Raw genomic sequence first — 22,686 nt, forward strand, 5'->3', positions numbered from 1 at the left:
GGACAAATGGAAGGTGTTTGTATGCTGCATGCCATGATCGTCGACGACGAGGCCCCCGCGCGCTCGGAGCTGCGCTACCTCCTGGAGGAGACGGGCAGGGTCGACGGCGCGATCACCGAGGCCTCGAGTGCGCGTGAGGCTGTCGAGAAGCTCATGGACGCCCGTCCTGACGTGCTCTTCCTCGACGTCTCCATGCCCAAGACGAGCGGCATGCAGCTGGCAGAGGCCCTCCACAAGCTCAAGAACCCCCCGGCCGTGGTCTTCGTGACCGCCTATAGCGAGTACGCCCTCGAGGCGTTCAACGTGGACGCGGTCGACTACCTCATGAAGCCGGTCGAGACGGACCGCCTCAACACCTGCCTCGACAAGGTCCAGGCCAGGACGGCACCGACCTCCCAGCCCAGCTCCTCGGTCGAGCGCATTCCGGTCGAGAAGAGCGGCCGCAAGGTGCTCGTCCCCATAGACCAGATCCGCTACATCGAGGCCAAGGACGACTACTCCTGCATCTATACCGACACGGACCGGTACCTCTCGACGATCTCGCTCGCCCAGCTCGAGAGCAAGCTCTCGCCGCACGGCTTCTTCCGCGTGCATCGTGGCTACATCGTGAACCTCCAGTATGTCGAGGAGGCCGAGGTCATCTCGAGCGGGATCCTGCAACTGGGCCTGAATGGCATCGAGGGCAAGAAGATCTCGGTCTCGAGGCGCCGTGTGGTGCAGCTCAAGCGGGCGCTGGGACTCTAGATGGCCGCGGATGCCAGCCCTCGCATGACGCGGGTCGACGTCATCTCGGACACCCATGGCAACCTCTCGAAGGAGCTGCTCGCGCAGCTTGCCGGTGCCGACGTCATCGTGCACGCCGGTGACATCACGAGCCGTGCCGACTACGAGACGCTCCGTGGCATCGCCCCGACCCACCTGTGCCTCGGCAACAACGACTGGGGTTACGACTACGGCCCGGAGGTCAAGAAGGTCGTACGCTTCTACGTGGACGACCTGCTGTTCTGCGTCGCCCATTACCATGAGTCGATTGTCGGGCAGGAGTTCGACGTGGGGGTGTGCGGCCACACCCATGACCCGTTCGTGCGCAGGCATCGCGGCGGCACCTATGTCATGAACCCGGGGAGCACGACCTTCCCACGTGGCGAGATGGGCCCCACCATGGGACGCATCATCATCGTGGGCGGCAAGGTCAGGACGGCAACGATCGTCCCTCTCGACCCAGACTGGGCCACCAGGGAGCGCCACGGCTGGTTCTAGGGGCCTATGAGAGGCCCGGTGGGCCCTGGCACCAGAGCCTTGCGCGCAAGGCTCTGGGGGGCCGGTGAGATACGCCCATGCACCCGCGCCGACCGAGCCTCCCGTGCGTAGGGGGAGAGGGACGAGAAAAGCAGAGGGCCCCGGTTTCCCGGGGCCCTCGAACATGCTATGGCGGGATGTGCGGGACTTGAACCCGCGACCTCCGACGTGACAGGCCGGCGCTCTAACCAGCTGAGCTAACACCCCGAACGTTTGGTGCGGGAGCTATCGTACCTGAGAAGTGGGTCTCCTGTCTAGATGGCAGCCAAAAAAAGTCCTGCCAACCCATGCGAGCTGCATATGATGGGCGGAATCTCGACGATGACGTCCTTCCCGTCGCGCCTAGTCGAGGTTGATCGTGGTGACCTTGCCCTCGGAGTCGGTGAGCGCCAGCCTCGAGCCGTCGAGCGTGCAGGAGGCGAGCGAGCCGGAGCCACCCACCGGATTGTTGTCAGATCCCACGAGCTGGGAGGCGACCGACCCGTCACCCATCACGTAGCAGATGACGTCCCATGACCCGTCGAGGTTCTCGCCGATGTAGAAGGTGCCGTTATAGAGGACGAGCGAGACGGGTGTGCCCGTCAGCTGCACGAGCGACACGCTCGTGCCCGATGACTGGCCGGTCGTGGGCGCGGCCGTGGCGGCTGCGGCGGTCTCGGAGGACGAGCCGCTGCGCACCAGGGCCCATGTGCTGCCGTCGGGCTGGGCGAGCGAGAAGGTGTAGTCGCCATAGTTGACCGAGCTGCCCACGGTGACGGCCGCCTGCTGGTCATAGGATCCCTGCGTGATGCCCGTGGTCGACTCTGCGGCATTGCGGACGAGCATGACGAGAGCGATGACCACCACGAGGGCCGCCAGGCCGAGGGCAGCGATGATGCGCTTGTCCTTGGGGGAGGACTCCTTGGGGCGATCGATCACCGGCCTGCGACGGCTCGAGAGCCTGACGGAGTCAGAGGACGTGCCGCGGAGGCTCTCGCGTGCGGCGTCAGCTGCCGCGGATGCGGTGTCGCGTGTGGGGATGACCGCCCCCTCGTCGGCAGAGAGCTTGGTGAAGGCGCCTGTCTCGGCAGGGTCGACGCCGATGGGACGCGGGGCCTCCTCGACCGGGTCGGGACCCACGGCGGAGCGCACCTGGCCTGAGCCGAACCCCACGGCCGAGTGTCCCTCGCCGGCCGCGGAGAAGGGCGTGAGCGGGGTGGCAGCGGCACCAGGCTTCCTGGCCGCGGGGGTCCCTCCCTGCTGGGGGATCCTCGTGACCGGGCGCGGGCGTGCGCTGGGGGAGGAGAAGTGGCCCGCAGGGCGTGCATGCGGCTTGCGTGCGCGTACCTTGGCGTCCTTGTCGTCTGCGCCCTTGCCTTGCTCGACCATGCATGCTCCTCGTCGTGCCACGGATGGTGGTGCCCTCTTGTCTCACGTCATCTTAGCGCAGGGGAATGGAGGCCCGGGTGAGGGAGGGCGACGCATGGGGAAGGCCCCCGGCGCATGGTGGCGACCGGGGGCCTTGGGGGCGTTCCTGATGGGATGTCGTGGTCCTAGCGTCCTGCCGCGCAGGCCGTGGCGACCCCACGCACGCACTGTCGGCAGGTGATGAGGTAGTAGGCGCCCATCACGGCGACGGTCAGCAGGACCACGGGCATGACCGGGACGGCGCCAGACACCCCGAAGGCTCCGGTGAGGTAGGCCACGAACCGCATGCCGAAGACGTCGTGCACGAGCGCCATGGCGAGAGGGACGGCGAAGTAGGCACCGACCTGGCGCCGGACCGCGCCGGCCAGCATGTGGCGATCGCAGCCGATCTCGTCGAGCATGAGGTAGCTCGCATGCGAGTCCTCGGTCTGCGAGAGCTGCTGGAGGGCAAGCATCGCCGCGGCCGAGACCATGAAGGTCACCCCATAGAACAACGAGATGAACGCGAACAGGGCGAGCATCTGCCTGAGGTTGGCGATGTCGTCTGCCGCCTGCTCGGCCGTGACGGTCGGGTCGCCCAGCATCGAGAAGTCGACCTGGCCATGGGCCCCTGCCACGAAGGCGAAGCCGCCGGCGACCAGGCACACGCCCAGGGCCACGAGCACGCAGACCGACGTGAGCGTGGAGCACGAGCTCACGACCCTGCCCTCGAGCTGGCGGCTTACGAAGCAACGGAGGCCGCGGAGGTAGAGCGTGCGGCTCCTGCGCAGGGCGGCGCCAGCGATCGAGGCACCAGCCCGCATGACGGCCTTCGTGCCGAAGTAGGCAAGCAGGCAGATGGGGAGTATGGCCATGAAGAAGGCGTCAGGGAGGGTCGTGCAGACGAACCAGACCGCACCTATGCAGGCAAGGCCGACGAGGAGGGTCAGCGTGGTGCGCACGGGTCCGGTGACGTGGTCCCTCTCGCCGGCCTTGTCGGCGTTCACGAGGTCGAGCAGGGGGCGACGCCTGATGTCGACCACGTTGACGATGGTCGACAGGACCGTCATGCCCACGAAGCATCCCACGGTCCAGCCGAGGGCCGAGGGCGAGACGACGAGCGCGAACCTCCAGGGCACCTCGAAGACGGCGGCCGTGATGAGGCCGAAGACCGGCGAGAGGAGCACGCCTGCGGCGATTCCCACCGCGAGCGAGACGGCACCCACCATGAGGCACTCGAGGGCGAGGATGCGCGAGACCTGGCCGGCGCGCATGCCCAGGAGGCCGTAGAGCGCGAACTCCCGCTTGCGGCGGCGCACCAGGAAGCGGTTGGCCGAGACCACGATGCTCGCGAAGATGATGACCACCAGGAGCGAGAACACCTGGAGGATGGTGTTGAGCGAGTCCGCGGTCAGGACCGACCTCTGCAGGTCGGTGAGGTCGAGGGTCTCCAGGAAGGTGCCAGCCGACGTGAACGAGTAGAGCAGTGCCGCACCGAAGGCGAGGGTCGCGAAGTAGACGGCGTAGTCGCCGATGCTGCGACGCACGTTGCCGTGGGCCAGCCTGAGCGTGAGTGGCATGGCTACCCCCTCGCCTTGACGATGTGGGCGCTCACGACGCCGCGGGCCACGAGGTAGGTGACCACGAGGTAGCTCCCATAGACGATCAGGAACAGCACACCGCAGCTCATGGCCGCACTCGTGATGTCGAGGTGGCCGAAGAGCGAGACCACCTTGGTGACGGAGCGCAGGGCCACGACGGAGTGGAGCAGGGCCAGGCCCAGGGGGAACAGGAAGTAGAACAACGTCTGGGCCAGCAGCGACCGGTCGGCCGCGGCACGCGAGCAGCCCAGCTCCGAGAGCGTGCGGTAGCGCGGTGCCGAGTCCGACGCGTCCGAGAGCTGCTGGATGGCCAGGATGGCGGCGCACGATATGACGAGCACGAACCCGATGTAGACGGCCATGTACGCGATGGTGCCCGTCACGCCGTAGGCGTTCTTCGTGATCTCGGTCTTGGTGTAGGAGTGGGAGACCACGCCGGTCGAGGCGGCGCCCTCGTAGGCGCGGAGGCGCCCGTCGTTGGTCGCCGACAGGGCCGTGGCGGTATCGGACTGCGTCCCGCTGCTCGTGTCGTTGATCCTCTGGACGTAGGCGTCGCCGTCCTCGGTGCTGCCTGAGTAGCGCAGGTTGAGTGTCGTGCTGTAGGGCGTAAGGCCGGACACCACGCTGTCCGGTACCACGATGGTGCCGGAGTTGTCGCCGACGTTCGCGATCTCGATCACGGCCGAGGTGCCGGTGACGCAGGTGGACTGGAGGGGGTGCAGGGAGTGGCCGTTCACGGGGAGGGACTCCCCGCTGGCGCAGACCTTGTCATAGAAGGCCGAGGCCTCGTCGCCGATGTCGGAGGTGATGAGGTAGCCGTCCTGCCCGAGGTCGACCGGTGCCTCTCCCATGGCGGAGCGCAGGGAGTTGTAGTCCGACTGGCTCATGAGGAAGAGGTACGAGCTGGCGGTGTCGGTGCCCTCCATGATCGAGGGGAGCGAGGCGCCGCTCTCGTCAGCCAGGGTCTTGAAGCTGACGCCGGCGTCGCCGGTCGGCCAATAGATGGTCACCTGTGCGTGCGAGTTCGAGACGGTGCTGGGGTCGAGGCCGGCGCTGGCAAGGAGCTGCGCGAGGTCGGCGGGCCTGGTCGCGGCAGCGCGCGCGATCGAGTCGGAACCCTCGAATTCCTGCAGCGACTCCTCGTCGTAGTAGTTGAGCGTGACGGAGGCGTCGTAGGGGGTGTGCGCCTCGAGGTCCTGGTTCAGCAGCGTGCAGATGCTCATGCCGCCCGTGACCGAGGTGATGGCGAGGAACAGGACGAGGCAGATCACGGACATCGAGGCCGAGGCTGACGTGATCCTCGACGAGAGCTGGCGCGTCGTGAACATGGCGAGGCCATGGTAGTAGTGCGACTTCACCATGCGCGAGAAGGTCACGAGCGCACCCGAGAGGCCGAAGAACAGCAGGAACGTCCCCGCGCAGACGATGCCGGTGGTGATGAGGAAGGGCTGGTACTGGTCGGGCCCGTAGACGGGGAGCCCCGAGGCCTCGAGGCGTACGTAGGCCCAGATGATGAGCCCCACGCCGGCGGCGAACATCGCGAGCGAGACGGGCAGGCTGCGCACGCGCACGTGCTCGTTCTCGTGCTCGGCGCCCATGAGGTCCACGAGCTTGACGTGGCTGATGGTGCGGAGGTTGAGCAGCAGCATGAGGACGAACATCATGCCGAAGCAGCCCAGGGTCACGAAGAAGGCGAACGGCGAGAACATGAAGGTGAACTGTGTGATCGAGTCGTGGAACAGGCTGGCCGTCACGAAGACGAGCAGCTGGCTCGCCAGCACGCCGACGAGGATCCCGGCGGCGAACGACGCCACGCTCGCCAGCAGGGTCTCGAGCGAGATCACGCGCGAGACCTGCCCACGCGTCATGCCGAGCATCTGGTAGAGGCCGAGCTCGCGCTTGCGGCGCTTGATGAGGAAGTTGTTGGCGTAGACCATGAGGAAGCCCAGCACCATCGCGAGGAAGACCGTGAGCACGGTCATGCTGCCCGAGAGCATCTCGAGGATGGTGTTGGTGCTGTCCGAGAGGAAGGCCGCCTGGTTAGAGATGGTGTTGAACGCATAGAACACCGCCACGCCCAGGGCTATGGTCACGAAGTAGATGGCATAGTCGCGCAGGCTCCTGCGGACGTTGCCCAGCGCGAGCCTAAAGAACATCCTCCTGCTCACCGCCGATCATGGCGACGACCTGCATGATGCGGTCGAAGAACTGGCGTCGTGGCATGTCGCCGCGGGTAAGCTCGGTGAAGAGCTTGCCGTCGCGGATGAACAGGACCCGGCGGCAGTAGCTTGCCGCGAAGGAGTCGTGGGTGACCATGAGGATGGTCGCGCCGAGCTTCTCGTTGAGGTCGTCGAAGCACTCGAGCAGGAGCTTGGCGTTCTTGGAGTCGAGGGCGCCGGTGGGCTCGTCGGCCAGCACCAGCGTGGGGTTGCTCACCATGGCGCGGCTCGCGGCCACGCGCTGCTTCTGGCCGCCCGAGACCTGGTAGGGGTACTTCTCGAGCACGTCGGCCACGCCGAGCTGGCCGGCGATGGCCTCGACCGCCGGGTCTATGGAGCGCGCGTGGGCACCGGCGATGGTGAGGGGCAGCGCCACGTTCTCGCGGCAGGTGAGCGTGTCGAGCAGGTTGGAGTCCTGGAAGATGAAGCCGAGCTGGTCGCGACGGAACGCCGCGAGCTCGCGCGAGCGCAGGCGGCACACGTCGGCACCGTCGATGAGGATGGTCCCCGACGTGGGGCGGTCGATGGTGGCGATGCAGTTGAGCAGCGTCGTCTTCCCGGATCCCGATGGCCCCATGATGGCGACGTAGTCGCCCTTCTCGACGTCGAACGAGACTCCCGCGAGCGCTTGCGTGGTCGAGCCGCGCCCGCCCCCGTAGAGCTTCTCGACGTTGGATACCTGGAGGACCTTGGACATGGTGATTCCCTTCGTAGCGTGTTGTGACAAGCATGGCAGACCGGCCGGGCGCGACCCATAGGAACCGCGCCGGCCCTCCGCCAACGGACGGTGGGGCCGGGCGGCTAGCGCGTGCAGAACCAGAGGGTGGCGAGCATCATGATGCCGGCGACGGCCATGGTGAGCACCCAGGCCACGCGCCGGCCCTGGCTCATCTCGCCCGCGACCATGGCCTCGTTGGTCTCCCAGAAGCTTGCGTTTGCCTGACGGAGCATGTCTTCCCCTCTCGTATGGCCGGCCGCTCGCCGGCGCCATCCGTTCCGTACGAGACCATCATCGGGTGCGGCGGCGGGAGGTGCCATCGAAGTGGCTTACGAGTGGGTGACGCTTCTGTAAGGTTGGGCGATGCCCGCACATATAAGGACGACCCGCACGGGCCGGGGTGGTCGGTGCGGGTCGTCATGTCCGAGGTGTCGAGAGGGACGTGCGGGCTGCTAGCCCAGGATGTGCGAGAGGCCCTCGACGAGGGCGTCCACATGGGACTCCTCGCAGACCAGGGGCGGCAGGAAGCGTAGCGTGTGGTCGCCGGTCGCGTTGAGGACCAGGTGCTCGTCGGCAAGGGCGCGCCGCACGACCTCGTGCGCGTCGGGGGCGTCGACGAGGTCCGCGCCCACCATGAGGCCAGCTCCGCGCACGTCGCTCACGTGTGGGAGCTCGGCGAGCCTCCTCTGCAGGTAGGCTCCCACGGAGGTGACGTGCTCGCGGTATCCCGTGCCGCAGAAGGTGCCCTCGTCGAGCTCGGCCAGGACGGCGTCCGCGGTGGCGCAGGCGAGGTTCGACCCGCCGAAGGTCGAGCCGTGGTCGCCGGGATGGTAGGTGTCGGCGATGTCGGCGCGCGCGATGCAGGCCCCCATGGGCACGCCGCCGGCGATGCCCTTGGCCACGGTGAAGATGTCGGGCGTGATGCCGGCAAGCTGGAAGGCGAAGGGATGGCCCGAGCGGAAGACGCCGGTCTGGACCTCGTCCGCGATCATGAGGGCATCGTGCTCGCTGGTGAGGCGGCGCACGGCCTTGAGGTACTCGGTCGTGAGCGGGTGGACGCCACTCTCGCCCTGGATCGGCTCGAGCATGACGGCGACCACGCCGAGGGCCGGGTCGGCCATGACGGCCTCGAGCTGTGCGACGTCGTTGGGGTCGACCGCCACGAAGCCGATGGGCAGGGGCTGGAAGTCGTCCTGCAGGCGGGCCTGCATGGTGGCGGCGACGGTCTCGAGCGTGCGGCCGTGGAATCCCCCACGCAGGCACACGATGGTGTTGGCGGTGCTGCCGGCACGGTGCGCGCGCAGCCGCGCGAGCTTCATGGCGCACTCGTTGGCCTCGGCGCCGGAGTTGGCGAAGAACGTCTTCCAGCCGGTGGCCTCGGCACCGGTGGCTCCCTCGTCACCCAGCTCGGAGAGTCGGCGCGCGACCTCGCCGCGGTGCTCGATGTAGAAGTAGTTCGAGCAGTGCACGAGCTTGTCGGCCTGCCCCTTGAGGGCGTCGAGGACCACGGGGTTGCCATGCCCCAGGCAGCAGACGCCGATGCCGGCGAGGAAGTCGGTGTACTCGGTGCCGTCCTCGTCCACGAGCGTCATGCCATGACCGCCCACGAACTCGACGTCGAACCGACCGAACGTGTGCATGACGTACTTCTCGTCGAGGTCCTTCTCCTGTGCCAATGCCATGGGAAACTCCTTGGGTGGAAGTGGGTTCTGCGGGGTGATGCGGCGGCTGGCCCGCGTCTGCTAGCCGGCGTCCTGCTCGGAGGTCACCATGGTGCCGATGCCCTCGTCGGTGAGCATCTCGAGCAGGAGCGAGTGCGGACGCGTGCCGTTGATGATGTGGCAGCGCGAGACGCCGGCGCGGATGGCCGAGACGCACGAGTCGATCTTGGGGATCATGCCCTTCGAGAGCGATCCCGTCCCGGCGAGCGCCTCGGCCTCGTCGGCCGTCATGCGGGCGATGAGGCTCCCCTTGTCCGAGAAGTCCTCGTAGACGCCGTCGACATCGGTGATATAGACGAGCTTGTGGGCTCCTACGGCCTCGGCGACGGCGCCGGCCACCACGTCTGCGTTGACGTTGAGGCAGCCGCCTCGGCCGTCGGAGGCGATCGACGAGAGCACGGGGATGTAGTCGGCGTCGAGCAGGCGCATGAGGTAGTCGGCGTTCACGCTGGTGACGCGGCCCACACGGCCGAGCTCGGCCGAGATGGGCTCGGCCATGATCACGTTGGCGTCCATCCCCGACAGGCCCACGGCAAGCGCGCCGTGGACGTTCATGGAGGTGACGAGACCCGAGTTGACGGTGCCCGAGAGGACCTCGCGCACGATGGCCATGGCCTCGGGTGTGGTGACGCGCATCCCGTCCTTGAACTCCACGGGGATGCCAGCCGCCTCCATGGCTGCCGAGACGGCCTTGCCGCCCCCGTGCACGAGCAGCGGGCGGACGCCCAGGTACTTGAGGAGGACGATGTCCTCCATGACCTCGCGTCGGAGCTCGTCGTCGACCATGGCGGCGCCACCGTACTTGATGACGAGCGTCTTGCCTGCGGCTGACTTGAGCCAGGGGAGCGCCTCGACGAGCGTGCGGGCACGCTCCTGGGCGTAGCGGGGTGTGCGGATGTCCTGCGTGTACTCCATGGTCCCTCCCGGGGACGAAGCTTCCTTGCGATGGGGCGCGCATCGGATCTGTGGAAGACGCCTGCCCGCCTCCGGTGTGCCTCGTCCATGTTACGACCATCCGCAACGTGGATGGTGCACACCGGAGGCGAACCCGAGGCGTCGTGGCCTGCCTACGTGCGGTAGTCGCCGTTTATGCGGACGTAGTCATAGGTGAGGTCGCACGTCCAGATGGTACACGACGCATCGCCCGCGCCGAGGTCCGCGTCGATCACGATCTCGTCGGACTCGAATCGTCGCAGGGCCTCGTCCTCGTCGAAGCTCATCGCCATGCCGCCACGGCACACGGGGATGCCCATGATGTCGATGGCGACGTCGTGGACGTCAAAGGCGGCACCTGACGTGCCCAGGGCAACGGCGATGCGGCCCCAGTTGCAGTCATGGCCGAAGATGGCGGTCTTGACCAGCGTCGAGCTCGCGACCTTGCGCGCGGCCCGGTCGGCGTCGGCATCGTCGACGGCGCCGCCGACGTTCACGGTGACGAGCTTGGTCGATCCCTCGCCGTCCATGGCGATGAGACGTGCCAGGTACTCGCAGACGCGGTCGAGCGCAGCGACGAACTCCTCGAAGGCGGCCGAACCCTCCTGGATGGGTGCGGATGCGGCAAGCCCGCTCGCCAGCAGGAGGCAGGTGTCGTTGGGGCTGGTGTCGGCATCGACGATGACCTTGTTGAAGCTCTCGTCCACCACGCGGAGAAGGGCATGCTGCAGCGTCTCGTGGTCGAAGGGCGCGTCGGTGGTCACCACGGCGATCATCGTGGCCATGTTCGGCATGATCATGCCGCTGCCCTTGGTCATGCCGCCCACGGTGAAGCGGGTCCCCTCGTAGCCGGGGGCCTCGCTCACATAGGAGACCGCGAACTCCTTGGCGAAGGTGTCGGTGGTCAGGATGGCGCTCGCGGCGTAGGTGCCGCCGGCGACCGATGCCATGGCGTGGGCACGCGGGATGCCGGCCTCGAAGGGGGCCATCTTGAGCGGGACGCCGACCACGCCGGTGGACGAGACGAGCACCTCGTCGGGCGAGCACCCCAGCTCTGCGGCGGCGAGCTGGCAGGTCTGGCGCGCCACGAGCATGCCGCGGTCGCCGGTGGCGGCGTTGGCGTTGCCCGAGTTCACGACGACGGCCTTGGCGATGCCCTTGGCGACATGGTCGCGGCTCACCTGGACGGGCGCCGACGCGAAGGGGTTCTGTGTGAAGGTGCCGGCACAGGGGCAGGGCTCGTCAGCGACGACGAGGGCCATGTCGAGGCGTGACGGGTTGCGACGGAACCCGGTGTGGATGCCGGCCGCGGTGAATCCCGGGGCCGAGGTGACCCCTCCACCCAGGATGGGCTCGATCTGAGGCATGGATGCGGACGCTGTCATGAGGGTCCTTCTGACGAGGCGAGAGGAACGGGGGGGGGCGGGGCGCGCTAGACGGCGCGCGGGATGGCCTCGAGCCCTCGTTGCTCGTCGAGCCCGAAGATGATGTTGGCGCACTGCACGGCTTGGCCGGCGGCGCCCTTGCCGAGGTTGTCGATGGCGCAGGTGGCGACGGCGTGTCCCGTGCGCGCGTCTGCGACGGCAGCGACCTGGGCGCGGTCGGTGCCCACCACCGAGGCGGTGCGTGGCTGGGTCCCGTCGGTGCAGACCGAGACGAACGAGCAGGCGTCGTAGGCCTCATGGTAGAGGGCCGAGACCTCGTCCTGGCCGACCTCGCGTGAGAGCTGCACGGTGACGGTCGAGAGCAGGCCCCGCCCGAGCGGTGCCAGGTGCGGCGTGAAGACGACCTGCTGGTCCCCATGGCCGGCACGGCCCAGGTTGTGCTCGATCTCGGGGGTGTGCCGATGGGTCGTCACGCCATAGGCCTCGAGGTTCTCGTCGGCCGAGCAGAAGTGCGTGCGGGCCGACGGCGTGCGTCCGGCACCGGTCACGCCCGAGATGGCGTCGACGACGATGGTGCCCTCCGCGAGGCCTGCGGCGACGAGGGGCCAGGCGGCGAGGGTGCTCGCCGTGGGGTAGCAGCCCGGGCAGGACACGAGGGCGGGCGTACCTGCGGCGTGCGCCTCGGCCATGGCGGCCAGGTCGGCGCCGAAGAGCTCGGGAAGGCCATAGACGGCGCGCGCAAGGAGCTCCGGGCAGACATGCTCGACGCCGTACCACTGCCGGTAGACGTCCTTGTCGGGGAGGCGGAAGTCGGCCGACAGGTCGAAGACCGAGCAGCCGGCCTCAAGGAGTGCCGGCACGCGAGGCATGCTCGCGGTGTGTGGGAGCGCCAGGAACACGGCATCGCAGGCGGCGACCGACGGGTCGTCGTGGCCGACGAAGGCCAGGTCGGTGACACCGGCGAACGACGGGTAGACCGCGTCGAGGCGATGTCCCGCGTCGGCGTTGGACGTGATGGCCGCGAGCTCGAGGTCGGGGTGGCCCAGCACGATCCGGGCAAGCTCCACGCCCGCATAGCCTGCTGCACCCATGATGGCGACACGTATCAAGCGGGGCCTCCCTGCCGATGGCTTACGAATGTGCAGCTAGGTTAGGCCAAGGAGAGGAACGGTGCAAGCTTCAATGCGCAGTTATGCATGAAATGACGCAGAAGATGCCATCTGATGCATTGACTACCAGAAGCGCACATACGGCGGGCACGTGGCAGGGAGGGGTGCACCATGCTTGACGTTTCTGTTACGCCTCGCCACATACCTGCTGATACCTGTATAGTGTGGACAACGTACCCATACGAGAGGCAGCACCCATGAATGACGGCAATCCCCGAAGTACCAACCTCACGCCCCTGGCAGACGCCGCGGGCGCGTCCTCGGCGACCCCGGCCCGCCTCTATACCGTGGGCGAGGAGATCGCCAACTCGGTGAGCCATGGCGTGGGCGCGCTCCTCGCGATTGCCGCCCTGGTCCTGCTCATCGTGCGTGCCGTCGCTGATGGTGGGGGGATCCTGCTTGCGGCGGCCATCGTCTTCGGGGGCTCGCTGCTGCTCGAGTACCTCTTCTCGACCCTCTACCACGCCATCCAGCCGCCTGCGGCCAAGCGGGTCTTCCGCATCCTCGACCACAGCGCCATCTACCTGCTCATCGCGGGGACCTATACCCCGTTCTGCCTCGTCACGCTGGCAGATGCGGGCGGCGTCCAGCTTGCCGTGGCCGTGTGGGTCATCGCCGCGGCAGGCATCGTCGCCGAGACGTTCCTGCGCGAGCGTCAGCCCAAGTGGCTCTCTGCCGCCATCTACCTGGGCATGGGATGGCTCGTCGTGATCGAGCTCCCGGCCTTCCTGGTGCTTCTCCCCGGGACGGCCCTGGCCCTCCTCGTGGCGGGAGGCCTCTGCTACACCGTCGGCACGGCGTTCTATGTGGCGAAGCGCGTCCGCTACATGCACTTCGTCTGGCACCTCTTTGTGCTCGCCGGCAGCGTCTGCCACTTCCTGGCCGTGCTGCTCTTCGTCATCTAGGGTGCCCTGGGCTACCGTCCGCGTCTGGCGAGGCATCATCCGAGACCCGGTTACCCCTGCATCCGCTATCATTTTCGCAAGAGACCAAGGAGGTCTGGGCGCCACCTCATGGAAATCGCCATCAGCATACTCGTGACCATCCTGCTCACGATCGCGAACGGGCTCTTCTCCTGCTCGGAGACGGCGCTCGTCACCGCCAAGCGCGCGATCCTCGAGCCCGAGGCCGACGAGGGGGACAGGAAGGCGCAGCGCGCCATCGACCTCGCGAGCGACTCGACCGAGTTCCTGGCTGCCATCCAGGTGGCCATCACCCTCGTGGGGTTCTTCTCGTCCGCCTTTGCGGCGACGAGCCTGTCGGCCCCCTTCAGCGAGTGGATGCAGTCGCTGGGCATGGTGGGCGGCCTTGCCAACGTGCTCGCGCCCATCATCATCACCCTGCTGGTCTCATACCTCTCGATCGTGGTGGGCGAGCTGGTGCCCAAGAGGATCGCGCTGGCCGACGCCGAGGGCGTGGCCAAGGGGGTGTCGGGCTTCCTGACCGGCTTCGCAAAGGCCGTGAAGCCGCTGGTGTGGCTCACGTCCACCTCTGCGGACGGGCTTGCCAACCTCTTGGGCATCGCAAGTGCCGACGACCGGCAGAACGCCTCCGAGGACGAGATCAAGTACATGGTCACCGACGCCGACGACCTCTCCGACGAGGAGAAGTCCATGATCCACGAGATCTTCGACCTCGGCGACGCCATCGCGCGCGAGGTCATGGTGCCGCGTGTGGACATGACGGCCGTCGAGGACACCGAGACCTGCGGAGACGTGCTCGCGCTCATGCGGCGCACCGGCTACTCGCGCATCCCCGTCTTCCACGAGGACGTGGACCGCATCGTGGGCGTGGCGCACATCAAGGACATCATCGGCCCCATCGTCGACGACCAGGCCTCGAGCGAGTCGATCCTGCGACACGTGCGCGAGCCTGACTTCGTGCCCGACACCAAGGACATCATCCCGCTGCTCTCGGAGATGCAGACCGCGCACGACCAGATGGTCATCGTGGTCGACGAGTATGGCGGCACGGCCGGCGTCATCACGATCGAGGACATCGTCGAGGAGGTCGTGGGCGAGATCGAGGACGAGTTCGACCCCGACAACAAGTACCTCACCCAGCTGTCCGAGCGCGAGTGGCTGGTCGACGGGCGCTTCTCGATCGACGACGCCATCGAGCTCGGGTGGCCCATCGAGGACTCGGACGAGTACGAGACCGTGGCCGGCTTCGTGCTCGAGCAGGCTGATGCCTTGCCCGAGCCGGGCGACGTCTTCACCAAGGATGGCTACCTCTTCCGGGTGCAGTCCATGCGCGGCCGCAGGGTCGCGCTGCTCCGCGTGACGGCTCCCGAGCCCGAGGCCGAGACGTGCGATTCTGTCGAGGATGGCCCCACTGGCGGCGACGAGCGCGCAGATGAGGGCGACAAGCACTAGTATTGTCGATATCGGTGTGGGGCCCGTCGGGGTCCCACCAGTCCACGCGAGGCGCCAGGGGGCAGACGAATGGCACAGCTCATCGACATCCATAAGGTGGCCATCGGCCCCAACACGATGACGGCACGCGTACGGGTCGCCGAGGGAGGTCCCCTCACCACCGGTGAGGACCTCGTCGGCACGACGCTCGTCTACCGTCTCATGCCCGAGATCTGCGACCATGCCTGCCTGGGGGATGCCGGGTCGACGTTCAAGGACGCGCTCCCCTCCACCGAGCTTGCCCATCTGCTCGAGCATGTGACCATCGAGATCATGGCGCGCACCGGACGTGCCGATGACATCTCATGCGGTCGTACCTGGCCCGCGGGTGACGACGACCGCACGTTCGACGTGCAGGTGGCATGTCCCGACGATGTACTGGCGACCCTCGCGATGTCGAGTGCCGCCTGGATCCTGCAGTGGGCCTATGCGGGTGGCGGCGAGCCCGCCCCTGACGTCGATGCCATAGTGAGTGGCATCTGTGCCAAGCTCGACGAGGTCGTCGACGTCGAGGACGGTGCCGGACCTGCCGGTCCCACCGATCCCATCGAGGCCTACGAGCCGTCTCCCGAGGGCGAGGAGCCCGAGGAAGGGTCCGAGCCCGAGGCGGGTCCCGACGAGCAGTACGACGAGGACGAGGCCACGGTTGACGAGGACGTCGACCAGCCCGAGGCCGAGCAGTATGACGGGGCTGCGGCCGACGAGCAGTACGAGGAGGACGAGACCGCCGACGAGGCGGAGATGGCCGAGCAGTACGACGAGACCGCGGCGGGCGACGAGTCCGAGGTCCCCTTCGAGGAGGACCCCGAGCCTGCGGCAGAGCCAGAGCCAGAGCCAGAGCCAGAGCCCGAGCCCGAACCCGAGCCCGAACCCGAGCCCGAACCCGAGCCCGAGCCCGAACCCGAGCCCGAACCCGAGCCCGAACCCGAGCCCGAACCCGAGCCCGCGCCGGTCATCACGGCACCTCCCTCGCTCGGTCTCGACCCCGGCGAAGTGGACATGTGATCGCGGTACGACGCTGAGTCTCCACCTGGAATCAGTGGGTATAAAGAAGCAAGTTATCGAGCGGTCGGGGCTGGCCCGGCCTGGTCGTCACAAGGAGGATCTCATGAGCGAAGGCAATGGCACGCTTCATTTTGTCCTGGGCACTCTGTTTGGTGCGGCCGTCGGAGCCGTCGCCGGTATGATGTTCGCCCCTCGCGCCGGTGCCGAGAGCAGGGCCATGGCGGCTGACGCCATGAACGATGCCTGGGACACCGCGGTCGACACCTACGAGACCGGCACACGCTCGGTCGGCGAGCAGTTCAACAACGTCCGCCCCTCGGTCGATGCCAAGACCGACGAGCTCCGCGCGAAGGTCGACCTCGCCCGTGAGCGCATGGACCAGCTTCGCGACTCCCTGTCTGACACCGTGGCCACCACGTCGGCCGGCATGCAGGATGCCATGAACTCAGTGGCCGACAAGGTCAGTGCCGCGACGGCCCAGGCCCAGGGCACGACCCCTGCCGAGGGCGTCCACATCGACGTCGTCGAGGACATTCCCTCCGAGCCGGCGGAGGCCACCGACTCCGACGAGGCCGAGTGACGTTCGTCCCTCTCCTCCGTCCGAGCGCCTCGGCGGTTCTTCTCCGCAATTGGTAACAGCGTCCAGGGGCGTCACCGTGATACGGCGACGCCCCTCTCATGAATGGTGGTGTGGGACGTGCTTCGCATGGATCAGCTCACGGGGTGCAAGGTCTACAAGCCTCGTGACGAGAAGCATCAGCATAAGAAGGACGGCACCTTGCGTAAGCCCATCAAGCTGGGCAAGGTGCACGCCGTGGTCTTCTCGCCCTCTGGCGACCGCTTCGTGGGCCTCATGGTGGCCCGGCCCGATGTGGCCGGCATGGTCAAGCGCGAGGACCTCTTCGTGGGATACGACTCGTTCGCCACCAACGACTTCGGCCTCGAGATCACCCGTGGGGACGACTCGTTCGACGACGCCGCCCGCAAGCGCCTCCACCTCGATTGGGACGCCTGCATCATCTGGGGCGGCATGGACGTCCGCACCAAGGGCGGGCGCGAGCTCGGCTACGTCGCGGACATCGCGTTCGATGCCGGCACCGGCAAGGTCGAGACCATCTATGTGACGGACGGCTCCGTCTCGACGGCGCTGGTGGGGGCCCTTGAGGTCTCGATGGCCCAGGTCAAGGGCTACCATGACGGCTATATGGTGGTCGATGACTCAGTGAGCGACCAGCAGCTCGCAGGCGGTCTCGCCGGCAAGGCTGGCGAGGGGTACGCCAACGCGAAGGTCCAGGCCAAGGAGGCCGGTACCAAGGCCGGTGCCGCAGCGTCGGACGCGCTCGACAAGGGCAGCTTCGCCTTAGGCCAGGCGCTCGGCAAGGCCAAGCGCGCCGTCGACGAGGTCAAGGAGGCCCGCGACGACGAGGTCTCGCAGCGCGAGTATGACGAGAACGGTGCTCCCACGACCCCGCTCACGGACGTGCGTGTCGAGAAGGTCAACGAGGTCCCCGCTGCAGGCAAGACCACGGCCTCTGCCGCCGCCTCGACCACCTCTCAGAAGAAGGTGACCTATGCCCCCGCCAAGCCGGGCTCGAAGGCCTCGGCCACCAAGGCCGTCGAGACCAAGAGGCCGACGGGCGACGACATGGCTCGTGCGGTCGGCCAACAGCTCGGACGTACCAAGGGCATGTTCGCGGCCTTCAAGAAGGAGTTCGACGAGAACAGCAAGTAGCTGACGAGCCGAAGAGCCAGCACACGGGGCCGTCTAATACCCCATGGCCTGCAGGGCGAACATCACCACGGTGAGCACGACCACCATGATCACCGTGAACCAGGTGAGCCCGCTCCAGACGCGCCCGTTGGCATGGCTTCCCATGATGTGATGGTCGCTCGCGATGATGACCATGAACACGAGAAGCACGGGCAGCAGCAGGCCGTTGATGACCTGTGCAGCCATCATGATGCCGAAGAGGTTGATGTCGGGGATGAGCACGATCACGGCCGACAGGGCGATGATCGCCGTGATGATCCCACGGTAGACAGGTGCCTCCCCCCAGCTGCGGTCGGCCCCGCGCTCCCAGCCGAAGGCCTCGCACACGGCGCTCGACGTGATGCCGGGAAGCACGCAGGCTGCGAGGAACGAGGCCCCCACAAGCCCGGCACCAAAGAGGACCTTGGCATAGCTGCCCGCGAGCGGCTCGAGGGCCAGGGCGGCGTCCTCGGCCCCGTTCACGGTGACGCCTGCAGGGTAAAGGACCGCGCCCGTGGCCAGGATGATGAACCACGAGATGGCGCTCGCCACGACGGCCCCGGTGACGGTGTCGATGCGCTGGTAGGGGATGTCGTCGGCGTCGGCTTCCTTGTCGACGACGTTGCTCTGGGCGAGGAAGACCATCCACGGCGCGATGGTGGTGCCCACGTTGGCCACGAGCAGCGAGAAGTACTCCGGGTCGCTCTCGAACCGGGGGACCAGCGTGCATGAGATCGCCTGCCCCCAGTCGGGGCCGACCATGATGCCCGCGATGACGTACGTCACGAAGACGCAGCTCACGGCCAGCAGGATCTTCTCGATGCGTCGGTAGGACCCGCTCATGGTGAGCAACCAGATGACCAGGGCCGACACTGGCACCGACACGTAGGTGGGCACGCCGAACAGTGACAGGCCGCTCGCGATTCCGGCGAACTCCGAGAGCGTCACGGTGGTGTTCGAGATGAGAAGGGCAAGCATGGCCAGCGAGCTCAGGCGCACGCCGAACCGCTCGCGGATGAGGCTCGCGAAGCCCTTGCCCGTGACGCAGCCCATCCGCGCCGCCGTCTCCTGGACCACGATGAGCAGGAAGCACATCACCGGCACGGTCCAGAGCTGCTCGAAGCCATACATGGCACCTGCGTTGGAGTAGGTGGCGACGCCGCCGGCATCGGCGCCGGCGAGGGCGGCGAGCATGCCGGGCCCCATGGCGGCGAGCACGCGATGCCGGTCGAGGTGCTGGTGTCGGGCGTGCGGTGCTGGCGTGGACGCCCGCTGGGGCGTGCTGGTGGTGGGGAGCTCTCGCTTGAGGCGCGCCATGCTAGACCAGGGTCCCGACGAGGAGCGCGCAGGCGATCACGATGAAGAGCAGCAGGGCCACCACCTGTGCGATGGCATGGAGGGCGAGCCCCGAGGTGTCCTTGCCGGCGTCGTCGCGTCGGCGCAGGCAGGTGAGGTAGATGGGTGCCGTGGCGAAGCCGATGACGGTCGTCGCCGCGGAGGCGACGAAGCCCACAGAGATGGCCGAGAAGGTCACGGCGCTCGCGGACCCTGCGGGGAGCAGTCCCGCCACCGTCGACGACGCGCCGATGCCGACCAGCAGGACCAGCACCGCGTAGAAGATGCCGACCCCGAGGCCCTTGAAGGTGAAGCCCGCGAGGGAGGGCGCATCGTCGTCATCCTCGTCGAACTCGAGGAAGAAGTTGGTGATGTAGCGGACCATGTCGTCGGCGCCGTTGAGGCAGACCGGCAGGGCGAAGGCGACGGCCAGGCCGACCATGGACGAGCCGTTGACGAAGGTGCTGGTGATGGCGCCGAGAAGGGCGAATCCCAGCACCCAGAAGAAGAACCACATCTCATGGGAGAGCATGCGCCGCAGGACGTGCCCCGACTCGTCGGACGAGGTGTCATCGTGCGAGCCGCCGGCGATCTTGAGGTCCTCCTCGTGCTCCTCCTCCATGACGTCGAGGGCGTCGTCGACGGTCACGATGCCCAGGAGGTGGCGCTCCTCGTCGGTCACGGGCATGGCGAGCAGGTTGTACTTGGCGACGTCGTCTGCCACGTCCTCCTGGTCGTCGTCGGGGTTGGCGGTGATGACGTCGGTCTCCGCGAGGTCCGTCAGGTCGGTGTCGGGCGTGCTCACGAGCAGCTGCTGGAGCGTCACCACGCCGGAGAGGCCCTTGTCCTCGTCGAGGAGGTAGACGTAGTGGACGGTCTCGAAGTCCTCGTCGAGGCCCTTGATGGTGTCGATGGCGTCGGACACGGTCCCGTCGTCGCTCACCGAGACGAACTCGCTCGTCATGATGCGGCCGGCCGTGTCGTCCTTGTAGCCAAGGAGCTGGCGGATGGCCTGCTGCTCCTTCACGCCCATGAGGCGGAGGAGCTTCTCGGCACGCTCGTAGTCGAGCTCGCTCACGAGCTCGGCGGCATCGTCCGGGTCCATCTCGGAGAGCATCTTGGACGCGTCGACGTCCTCCATGCCGTCCATGATCCTGGCGGCCATCTCGTCGTCGTCGAGCTCGGCCATGGCATCGGCTGCCTGCTCGTCGTCGAGCTGGGCGAAGACCTGGCTGCGCAGGCGCGGGTCGAGCTGCTCGATGATGTCGGCCACGTCGGCGGGGTGCAGCTCGTCCAGGGTCTTGTGCGAGACGGACAGCTTCACGTCGGAGAGGTCGCGGTCGAGAAGGTCCATGTAGTTCCACGCGATGATCTTCTCGGGCATCTCGCGGCCGAAGGCATGGGCGACGCGCAGGGAGAGGCGCTCCAGGGCAGGGGAGAGCGAGCGCAGGATGCCGCGGGCCCCCACCTCGGCCCCGAGGAGGCGGAGCTGGGCGGAACCGGAGTCCGAGAGCTTGAGGTCGTTGACGCGCACGACGCGCATGCCACGGGTGTCCACGATCTGCTTGTTGAGCAGGTCGCGCGCCACGAGCACCTCGTCAGGCTGCAGGTATGAGAACCGGATGTCGGTGCTGGCGACCTTGAGGCGGACCTCGTCGTCGTCGAACGAGTCGACGTACTTGCGCCAGCTGATCATGAAGGGGGTCTTGCCGGGGCCCTTGAAGGCGAGGCTCGTCACGCGGGGGAAGACCTCGCCGGTGGCGATACCCAGGTCGTTCACGGTACCGATTCGCTCGCCCTCGCTGTCAAGGACGGGGTTGCCCAGCATCTGGGACAGGTAGATCATGCGTGCTCCTCACGATTGCGCACGCAGGCCGAGCAGGCCGTGCGTGCCATGTGCGCCTCGTCGGCGCCGGTCACACCCCTCGCGGCGTGACCAAAGGGAGCACACCGTTGGGGTCATCGACTGTGAGGTCGAGGTTTCATCGATGACCTTTCTCCTGGACTATAGGGAGGACGGGGTCGAGAGGACCGAGGTTCCCGGGATGTCGAGGCCGGGGGCGCCGTCGCGTTGCCATTGTACACGCGATGCGCGTGCGTGGGGTGGCAAAGGTTGGCGCATGACGTAAGGGTTTGGTCAGGGGCCGCAGATACGCGGCTGCTCTCGGCGGCTGGTGCTACTGGCGTGCGAAGGGCCCCTTCTCGTCGAGGAGGGCCGCACGTGCGCGCTCCCATCCGGGGCATCCCGAGGCTATGAGGCGCGTGCGCTCGTCGGGGTCGGCACCCTCGCCGAGCACGAGGTCCGCGGCGGCGGCCATGGTCGCGTACGCGAGGCAGTCTATGGGATAGGGGATGAGGCGGTCTGACACCCAGGTGGCGTGGCGCTGCTCGTCGATGATGACGCGCGGCCTGCGCGCGGGTCGCGTCTGGATCATGCCGGCGGAGATCGGGTGCTCGCGCTCGGCGGCCGCCTCGCTCAGCACCTTGCCGGCCAGGAGCTGGGGGATGAGCCCGCGGGCGTTCTTGAGCAGGATGGTGCCCGCATAGCTGTTGAAGGCGTTGCGACGCTGGTCGTAGTCGCCGGTCTTGATGACGTTGAGCTCCACGAGGGAGAGGTCGTTGTGGAGGCGCGCCGTGATGGTGGTGCGCCCGCGCATGGCCTTGGCGTGGCCGCGGGGCTGCTCGGACAGGGCGTTGACCTCGATGACAAAGGGCCTACCCAGGAGGTAGGCGATGTCCCCGGAGCGATACCGGCACGTGTGCGTGGGGGAGTCGCCATAGCTGTCGAGCACGAGATCCCTGAGCTGGCGTATCGAGGTGAGCCGCTGCTCGACGAACAGGCGGACGTCCTCGGGCCTCATCTCGGGCGGGGCCACGATGAACGGGCGGGCGCCCTCGGGCTCGAAGGCTATCCAGCAGGCGTCCGTGCGCATGCGTCGGATGGGTGCCTGGATCCCGTCGAAGCCGATCTGCTCCACGGCACCGGGGGGAAGCGGCGCTCCCTCCTCCGGTGCCGTGGGCGCCGGCTGGTCCTGAGGGTTCTCGTCCTCGTCGGCCATGGGGTCCTAGGCCTGGGGCTTCGTGTCGTCAGCGGGCGCGGTGGGGGCAGGGGCCGAGGGCTGCTGCGGCGCAGGCGCGGCCGCGCCGAAGTCGACCTTGGGGGCCTTGCGCGCGACCTCGTCCTCCACCTGGAAGCCCTGGCGCGGCTCGAAGTGGAACATGCCGGCGATGATGTTGCCAGGGAAGGTCTGGATCGAGTTGTTGTACATGAGCACGACGTCGTTGAAGCTCTGGCGCGCGTAGACGATCTTGTTCTCGGTGTCGGTGAGGTCGGTCTGGAGCTGCTGGAAGTTGGTGTTGGCCTTGAGGTCGGGGTAGGCCTCTGCCACGGCGAACAGCTGGCGGAGCGCGCCGGTGAGCACGTTGTCCGCAGCCATCTTGTCCTGCGGCGTGGTGGCTGCGGTGCAGGCGGCGCGCGCGTTGGTCACGGCCTCGAGCGTGCCCTTCTCGTGGGCGGCATAGCCCTTCACCGTCTCGACCAGGTTGGGGATGAGGTCGTTGCGGCGCTGGAGCTGGGCATCGATGGTCTGCCAGGCGTTGTCGCACTTGTTGCGGTTGCCGACCATGCCGTTGTAGAGCCCTCCGATGGCGACGGCGATGACCGCGACCACGAGGACGATGATGACGACGGGGCTCATAAGGCTCTCCTTCCGGGCGGCAGTGCCGCACCTAGGTCATGAACGAGCATGTT

20 protein-coding genes and 1 tRNA gene are annotated in these 22,686 nt (G+C 67.4%); 7 read left to right on the plus strand and 14 right to left on the minus strand.

The genetic code is table 11. From position 1 onward, the window contains the following. Positions 1-21: 21 nt before the first annotated feature. Positions 22-744, plus strand: coding sequence for a LytTR family DNA-binding domain-containing protein (locus tag LKE50_02435; GenBank protein ID MCH3967481.1), 723 nt, complete (start codon positions 22-24; stop codon positions 742-744). Then, positions 745-1,260 (plus strand): YfcE family phosphodiesterase, encoded by a 516-nt coding sequence (locus LKE50_02440; GenBank protein ID MCH3967482.1) that lies wholly within the window; start codon positions 745-747, stop codon positions 1,258-1,260. Between the two features lie 169 nt (positions 1,261-1,429). Here the strand turns inward: LKE50_02440 and LKE50_02445 are convergent. The 10 genes from LKE50_02445 to argC all read right to left on the minus strand — a co-directional run bounded on the left by LKE50_02445 (position 1,430) and on the right by argC (position 12,371). Beyond that, positions 1,430-1,506: transfer RNA gene (locus tag LKE50_02445), tRNA-Asp, on the minus strand. Between the two features lie 135 nt (positions 1,507-1,641). Continuing rightward, positions 1,642-2,667: a hypothetical protein gene (locus LKE50_02450; protein MCH3967483.1), complete on the minus strand. Its 1,026-nt coding sequence runs from the start codon at positions 2,665-2,667 to the stop codon at positions 1,642-1,644. 164 nt (positions 2,668-2,831) lie between these two features. After that, positions 2,832-4,265, minus strand: a complete 1,434-nt coding sequence (locus LKE50_02455) for an ABC transporter permease (protein MCH3967484.1) — start codon at positions 4,263-4,265, stop codon at positions 2,832-2,834. Between the two features lie 2 nt (positions 4,266-4,267). Continuing rightward, complete coding sequence (locus tag LKE50_02460; GenBank protein ID MCH3967485.1) at positions 4,268-6,442, minus strand: ABC transporter permease; 2,175 nt, start codon at positions 6,440-6,442, stop codon at positions 4,268-4,270. After that, positions 6,432-7,202, minus strand: coding sequence for an ABC transporter ATP-binding protein (locus LKE50_02465; protein ID MCH3967486.1), 771 nt, complete (start codon positions 7,200-7,202; stop codon positions 6,432-6,434). The genes LKE50_02460 and LKE50_02465 overlap by 11 nt, the downstream gene beginning before the upstream one ends. A 104-nt stretch (positions 7,203-7,306) precedes the next feature. Then, entirely contained in the window at positions 7,307-7,456 is a 150-nt protein-coding gene (locus LKE50_02470; GenBank protein MCH3967487.1) for a hypothetical protein, read from the minus strand. A 219-nt stretch (positions 7,457-7,675) separates the two neighbouring features. Then, entirely contained in the window at positions 7,676-8,905 is a 1,230-nt protein-coding gene (locus tag LKE50_02475; GenBank protein ID MCH3967488.1) for an aminotransferase class III-fold pyridoxal phosphate-dependent enzyme, read from the minus strand. Between the two features lie 60 nt (positions 8,906-8,965). Continuing rightward, the gene (argB, locus tag LKE50_02480; protein MCH3967489.1) at positions 8,966-9,859 is read right to left on the minus strand and encodes an acetylglutamate kinase; all 894 of its coding nucleotides are present in this window, start codon (positions 9,857-9,859) and stop codon (positions 8,966-8,968) included. Positions 9,860-10,011: 152 nt separating this feature from the next. Next, the gene (gene argJ, locus LKE50_02485) at positions 10,012-11,262 is read right to left on the minus strand and encodes a bifunctional glutamate N-acetyltransferase/amino-acid acetyltransferase ArgJ (GenBank protein ID MCH3967490.1); all 1,251 of its coding nucleotides are present in this window, start codon (positions 11,260-11,262) and stop codon (positions 10,012-10,014) included. 47 nt (positions 11,263-11,309) lie between these two features. Further along, positions 11,310-12,371, minus strand: coding sequence for an N-acetyl-gamma-glutamyl-phosphate reductase (gene argC / locus LKE50_02490; GenBank protein ID MCH3967491.1), 1,062 nt, complete (start codon positions 12,369-12,371; stop codon positions 11,310-11,312). Between the two features lie 257 nt (positions 12,372-12,628). Here argC and LKE50_02495 point away from each other — a divergent pair, with 257 nt between their 5' ends. The 5 genes from LKE50_02495 (at position 12,629) to LKE50_02515 (ending at position 17,582) form a co-directional block, all read left to right on the plus strand. Further along, positions 12,629-13,336, plus strand: a complete 708-nt coding sequence (locus tag LKE50_02495) for a hemolysin III family protein (protein MCH3967492.1) — start codon at positions 12,629-12,631, stop codon at positions 13,334-13,336. A 108-nt stretch (positions 13,337-13,444) separates the two neighbouring features. Beyond that, positions 13,445-14,806, plus strand: a complete 1,362-nt coding sequence (locus LKE50_02500; protein ID MCH3967493.1) for a hemolysin family protein — start codon at positions 13,445-13,447, stop codon at positions 14,804-14,806. A gap of 69 nt (positions 14,807-14,875) precedes the next feature. Continuing rightward, the gene (locus tag LKE50_02505; GenBank protein MCH3967494.1) at positions 14,876-15,850 is read left to right on the plus strand and encodes a hypothetical protein; all 975 of its coding nucleotides are present in this window, start codon (positions 14,876-14,878) and stop codon (positions 15,848-15,850) included. A gap of 103 nt (positions 15,851-15,953) precedes the next feature. Further along, positions 15,954-16,430 carry a YtxH domain-containing protein gene (locus LKE50_02510; GenBank protein MCH3967495.1) on the plus strand — a complete coding sequence of 159 codons (477 nt, stop codon included), beginning with the start codon at positions 15,954-15,956 and terminating at the stop codon, positions 16,428-16,430. Positions 16,431-16,556: 126 nt separating this feature from the next. After that, a complete protein-coding gene (locus LKE50_02515) occupies positions 16,557-17,582 on the plus strand; it encodes a PRC-barrel domain-containing protein (GenBank protein ID MCH3967496.1) in 1,026 nt (341 codons plus the stop codon). 33 nt (positions 17,583-17,615) lie between these two features. Here LKE50_02515 and LKE50_02520 read toward each other — a convergent pair whose 3' ends face one another. The 4 genes from LKE50_02520 to LKE50_02535 all read right to left on the minus strand — a co-directional run bounded on the left by LKE50_02520 (position 17,616) and on the right by LKE50_02535 (position 22,633). Further along, a complete protein-coding gene (locus LKE50_02520; GenBank protein ID MCH3967497.1) occupies positions 17,616-18,806 on the minus strand; it encodes an Nramp family divalent metal transporter in 1,191 nt (396 codons plus the stop codon). A 112-nt stretch (positions 18,807-18,918) separates the two neighbouring features. Beyond that, complete coding sequence (locus LKE50_02525) at positions 18,919-20,781, minus strand: CBS domain-containing protein (GenBank protein MCH3967498.1); 1,863 nt, start codon at positions 20,779-20,781, stop codon at positions 18,919-18,921. A gap of 331 nt (positions 20,782-21,112) precedes the next feature. Beyond that, positions 21,113-21,994 carry a hypothetical protein gene (locus LKE50_02530; protein MCH3967499.1) on the minus strand — a complete coding sequence of 294 codons (882 nt, stop codon included), beginning with the start codon at positions 21,992-21,994 and terminating at the stop codon, positions 21,113-21,115. Between the two features lie 6 nt (positions 21,995-22,000). Beyond that, a complete protein-coding gene (locus LKE50_02535) occupies positions 22,001-22,633 on the minus strand; it encodes a LemA family protein (protein MCH3967500.1) in 633 nt (210 codons plus the stop codon). Between the last annotated feature and the right edge of the window lie 53 nt (positions 22,634-22,686).

Source organism: Atopobiaceae bacterium (assembly GCA_022483015.1).
GTDB lineage: Bacteria > Actinomycetota > Coriobacteriia > Coriobacteriales > Atopobiaceae > JALCUE01.

Excerpts from the sequence above, each read along its gene's own strand:
- LKE50_02435 (MCH3967481.1), top strand. The coding sequence starts at position 22 with ATGCTGCATGCCATGATCGTCGACGACGAGGCCCCCGCGCGCTCGGAG.
- LKE50_02440 (MCH3967482.1), top strand. The coding sequence starts at position 745 with ATGGCCGCGGATGCCAGCCCTCGCATGACGCGGGTCGACGTCATCTCG.
- LKE50_02450 (MCH3967483.1), bottom strand. The coding sequence starts at position 2,667 with ATGGTCGAGCAAGGCAAGGGCGCAGACGACAAGGACGCCAAGGTACGC.
- LKE50_02455 (MCH3967484.1), bottom strand. The coding sequence starts at position 4,265 with ATGCCACTCACGCTCAGGCTGGCCCACGGCAACGTGCGTCGCAGCATC.
- LKE50_02460 (MCH3967485.1), bottom strand. The coding sequence starts at position 6,442 with ATGTTCTTTAGGCTCGCGCTGGGCAACGTCCGCAGGAGCCTGCGCGAC.
- LKE50_02465 (MCH3967486.1), bottom strand. The coding sequence starts at position 7,202 with ATGTCCAAGGTCCTCCAGGTATCCAACGTCGAGAAGCTCTACGGGGGC.
- LKE50_02470 (MCH3967487.1), bottom strand. The coding sequence starts at position 7,456 with ATGCTCCGTCAGGCAAACGCAAGCTTCTGGGAGACCAACGAGGCCATG.
- LKE50_02475 (MCH3967488.1), bottom strand. The coding sequence starts at position 8,905 with ATGGCATTGGCACAGGAGAAGGACCTCGACGAGAAGTACGTCATGCAC.
- argB (MCH3967489.1), bottom strand. The coding sequence starts at position 9,859 with ATGGAGTACACGCAGGACATCCGCACACCCCGCTACGCCCAGGAGCGT.
- argJ (MCH3967490.1), bottom strand. The coding sequence starts at position 11,262 with ATGACAGCGTCCGCATCCATGCCTCAGATCGAGCCCATCCTGGGTGGA.
- LKE50_02495 (MCH3967492.1), top strand. The coding sequence starts at position 12,629 with ATGAATGACGGCAATCCCCGAAGTACCAACCTCACGCCCCTGGCAGAC.
- LKE50_02500 (MCH3967493.1), top strand. The coding sequence starts at position 13,445 with ATGGAAATCGCCATCAGCATACTCGTGACCATCCTGCTCACGATCGCG.
- LKE50_02505 (MCH3967494.1), top strand. The coding sequence starts at position 14,876 with ATGGCACAGCTCATCGACATCCATAAGGTGGCCATCGGCCCCAACACG.
- LKE50_02510 (MCH3967495.1), top strand. The coding sequence starts at position 15,954 with ATGAGCGAAGGCAATGGCACGCTTCATTTTGTCCTGGGCACTCTGTTT.
- LKE50_02515 (MCH3967496.1), top strand. The coding sequence starts at position 16,557 with ATGGATCAGCTCACGGGGTGCAAGGTCTACAAGCCTCGTGACGAGAAG.
- LKE50_02520 (MCH3967497.1), bottom strand. The coding sequence starts at position 18,806 with ATGGGGCCCGGCATGCTCGCCGCCCTCGCCGGCGCCGATGCCGGCGGC.
- LKE50_02525 (MCH3967498.1), bottom strand. The coding sequence starts at position 20,781 with ATGATCTACCTGTCCCAGATGCTGGGCAACCCCGTCCTTGACAGCGAG.
- LKE50_02530 (MCH3967499.1), bottom strand. The coding sequence starts at position 21,994 with ATGGCCGACGAGGACGAGAACCCTCAGGACCAGCCGGCGCCCACGGCA.
- LKE50_02535 (MCH3967500.1), bottom strand. The coding sequence starts at position 22,633 with ATGAGCCCCGTCGTCATCATCGTCCTCGTGGTCGCGGTCATCGCCGTC.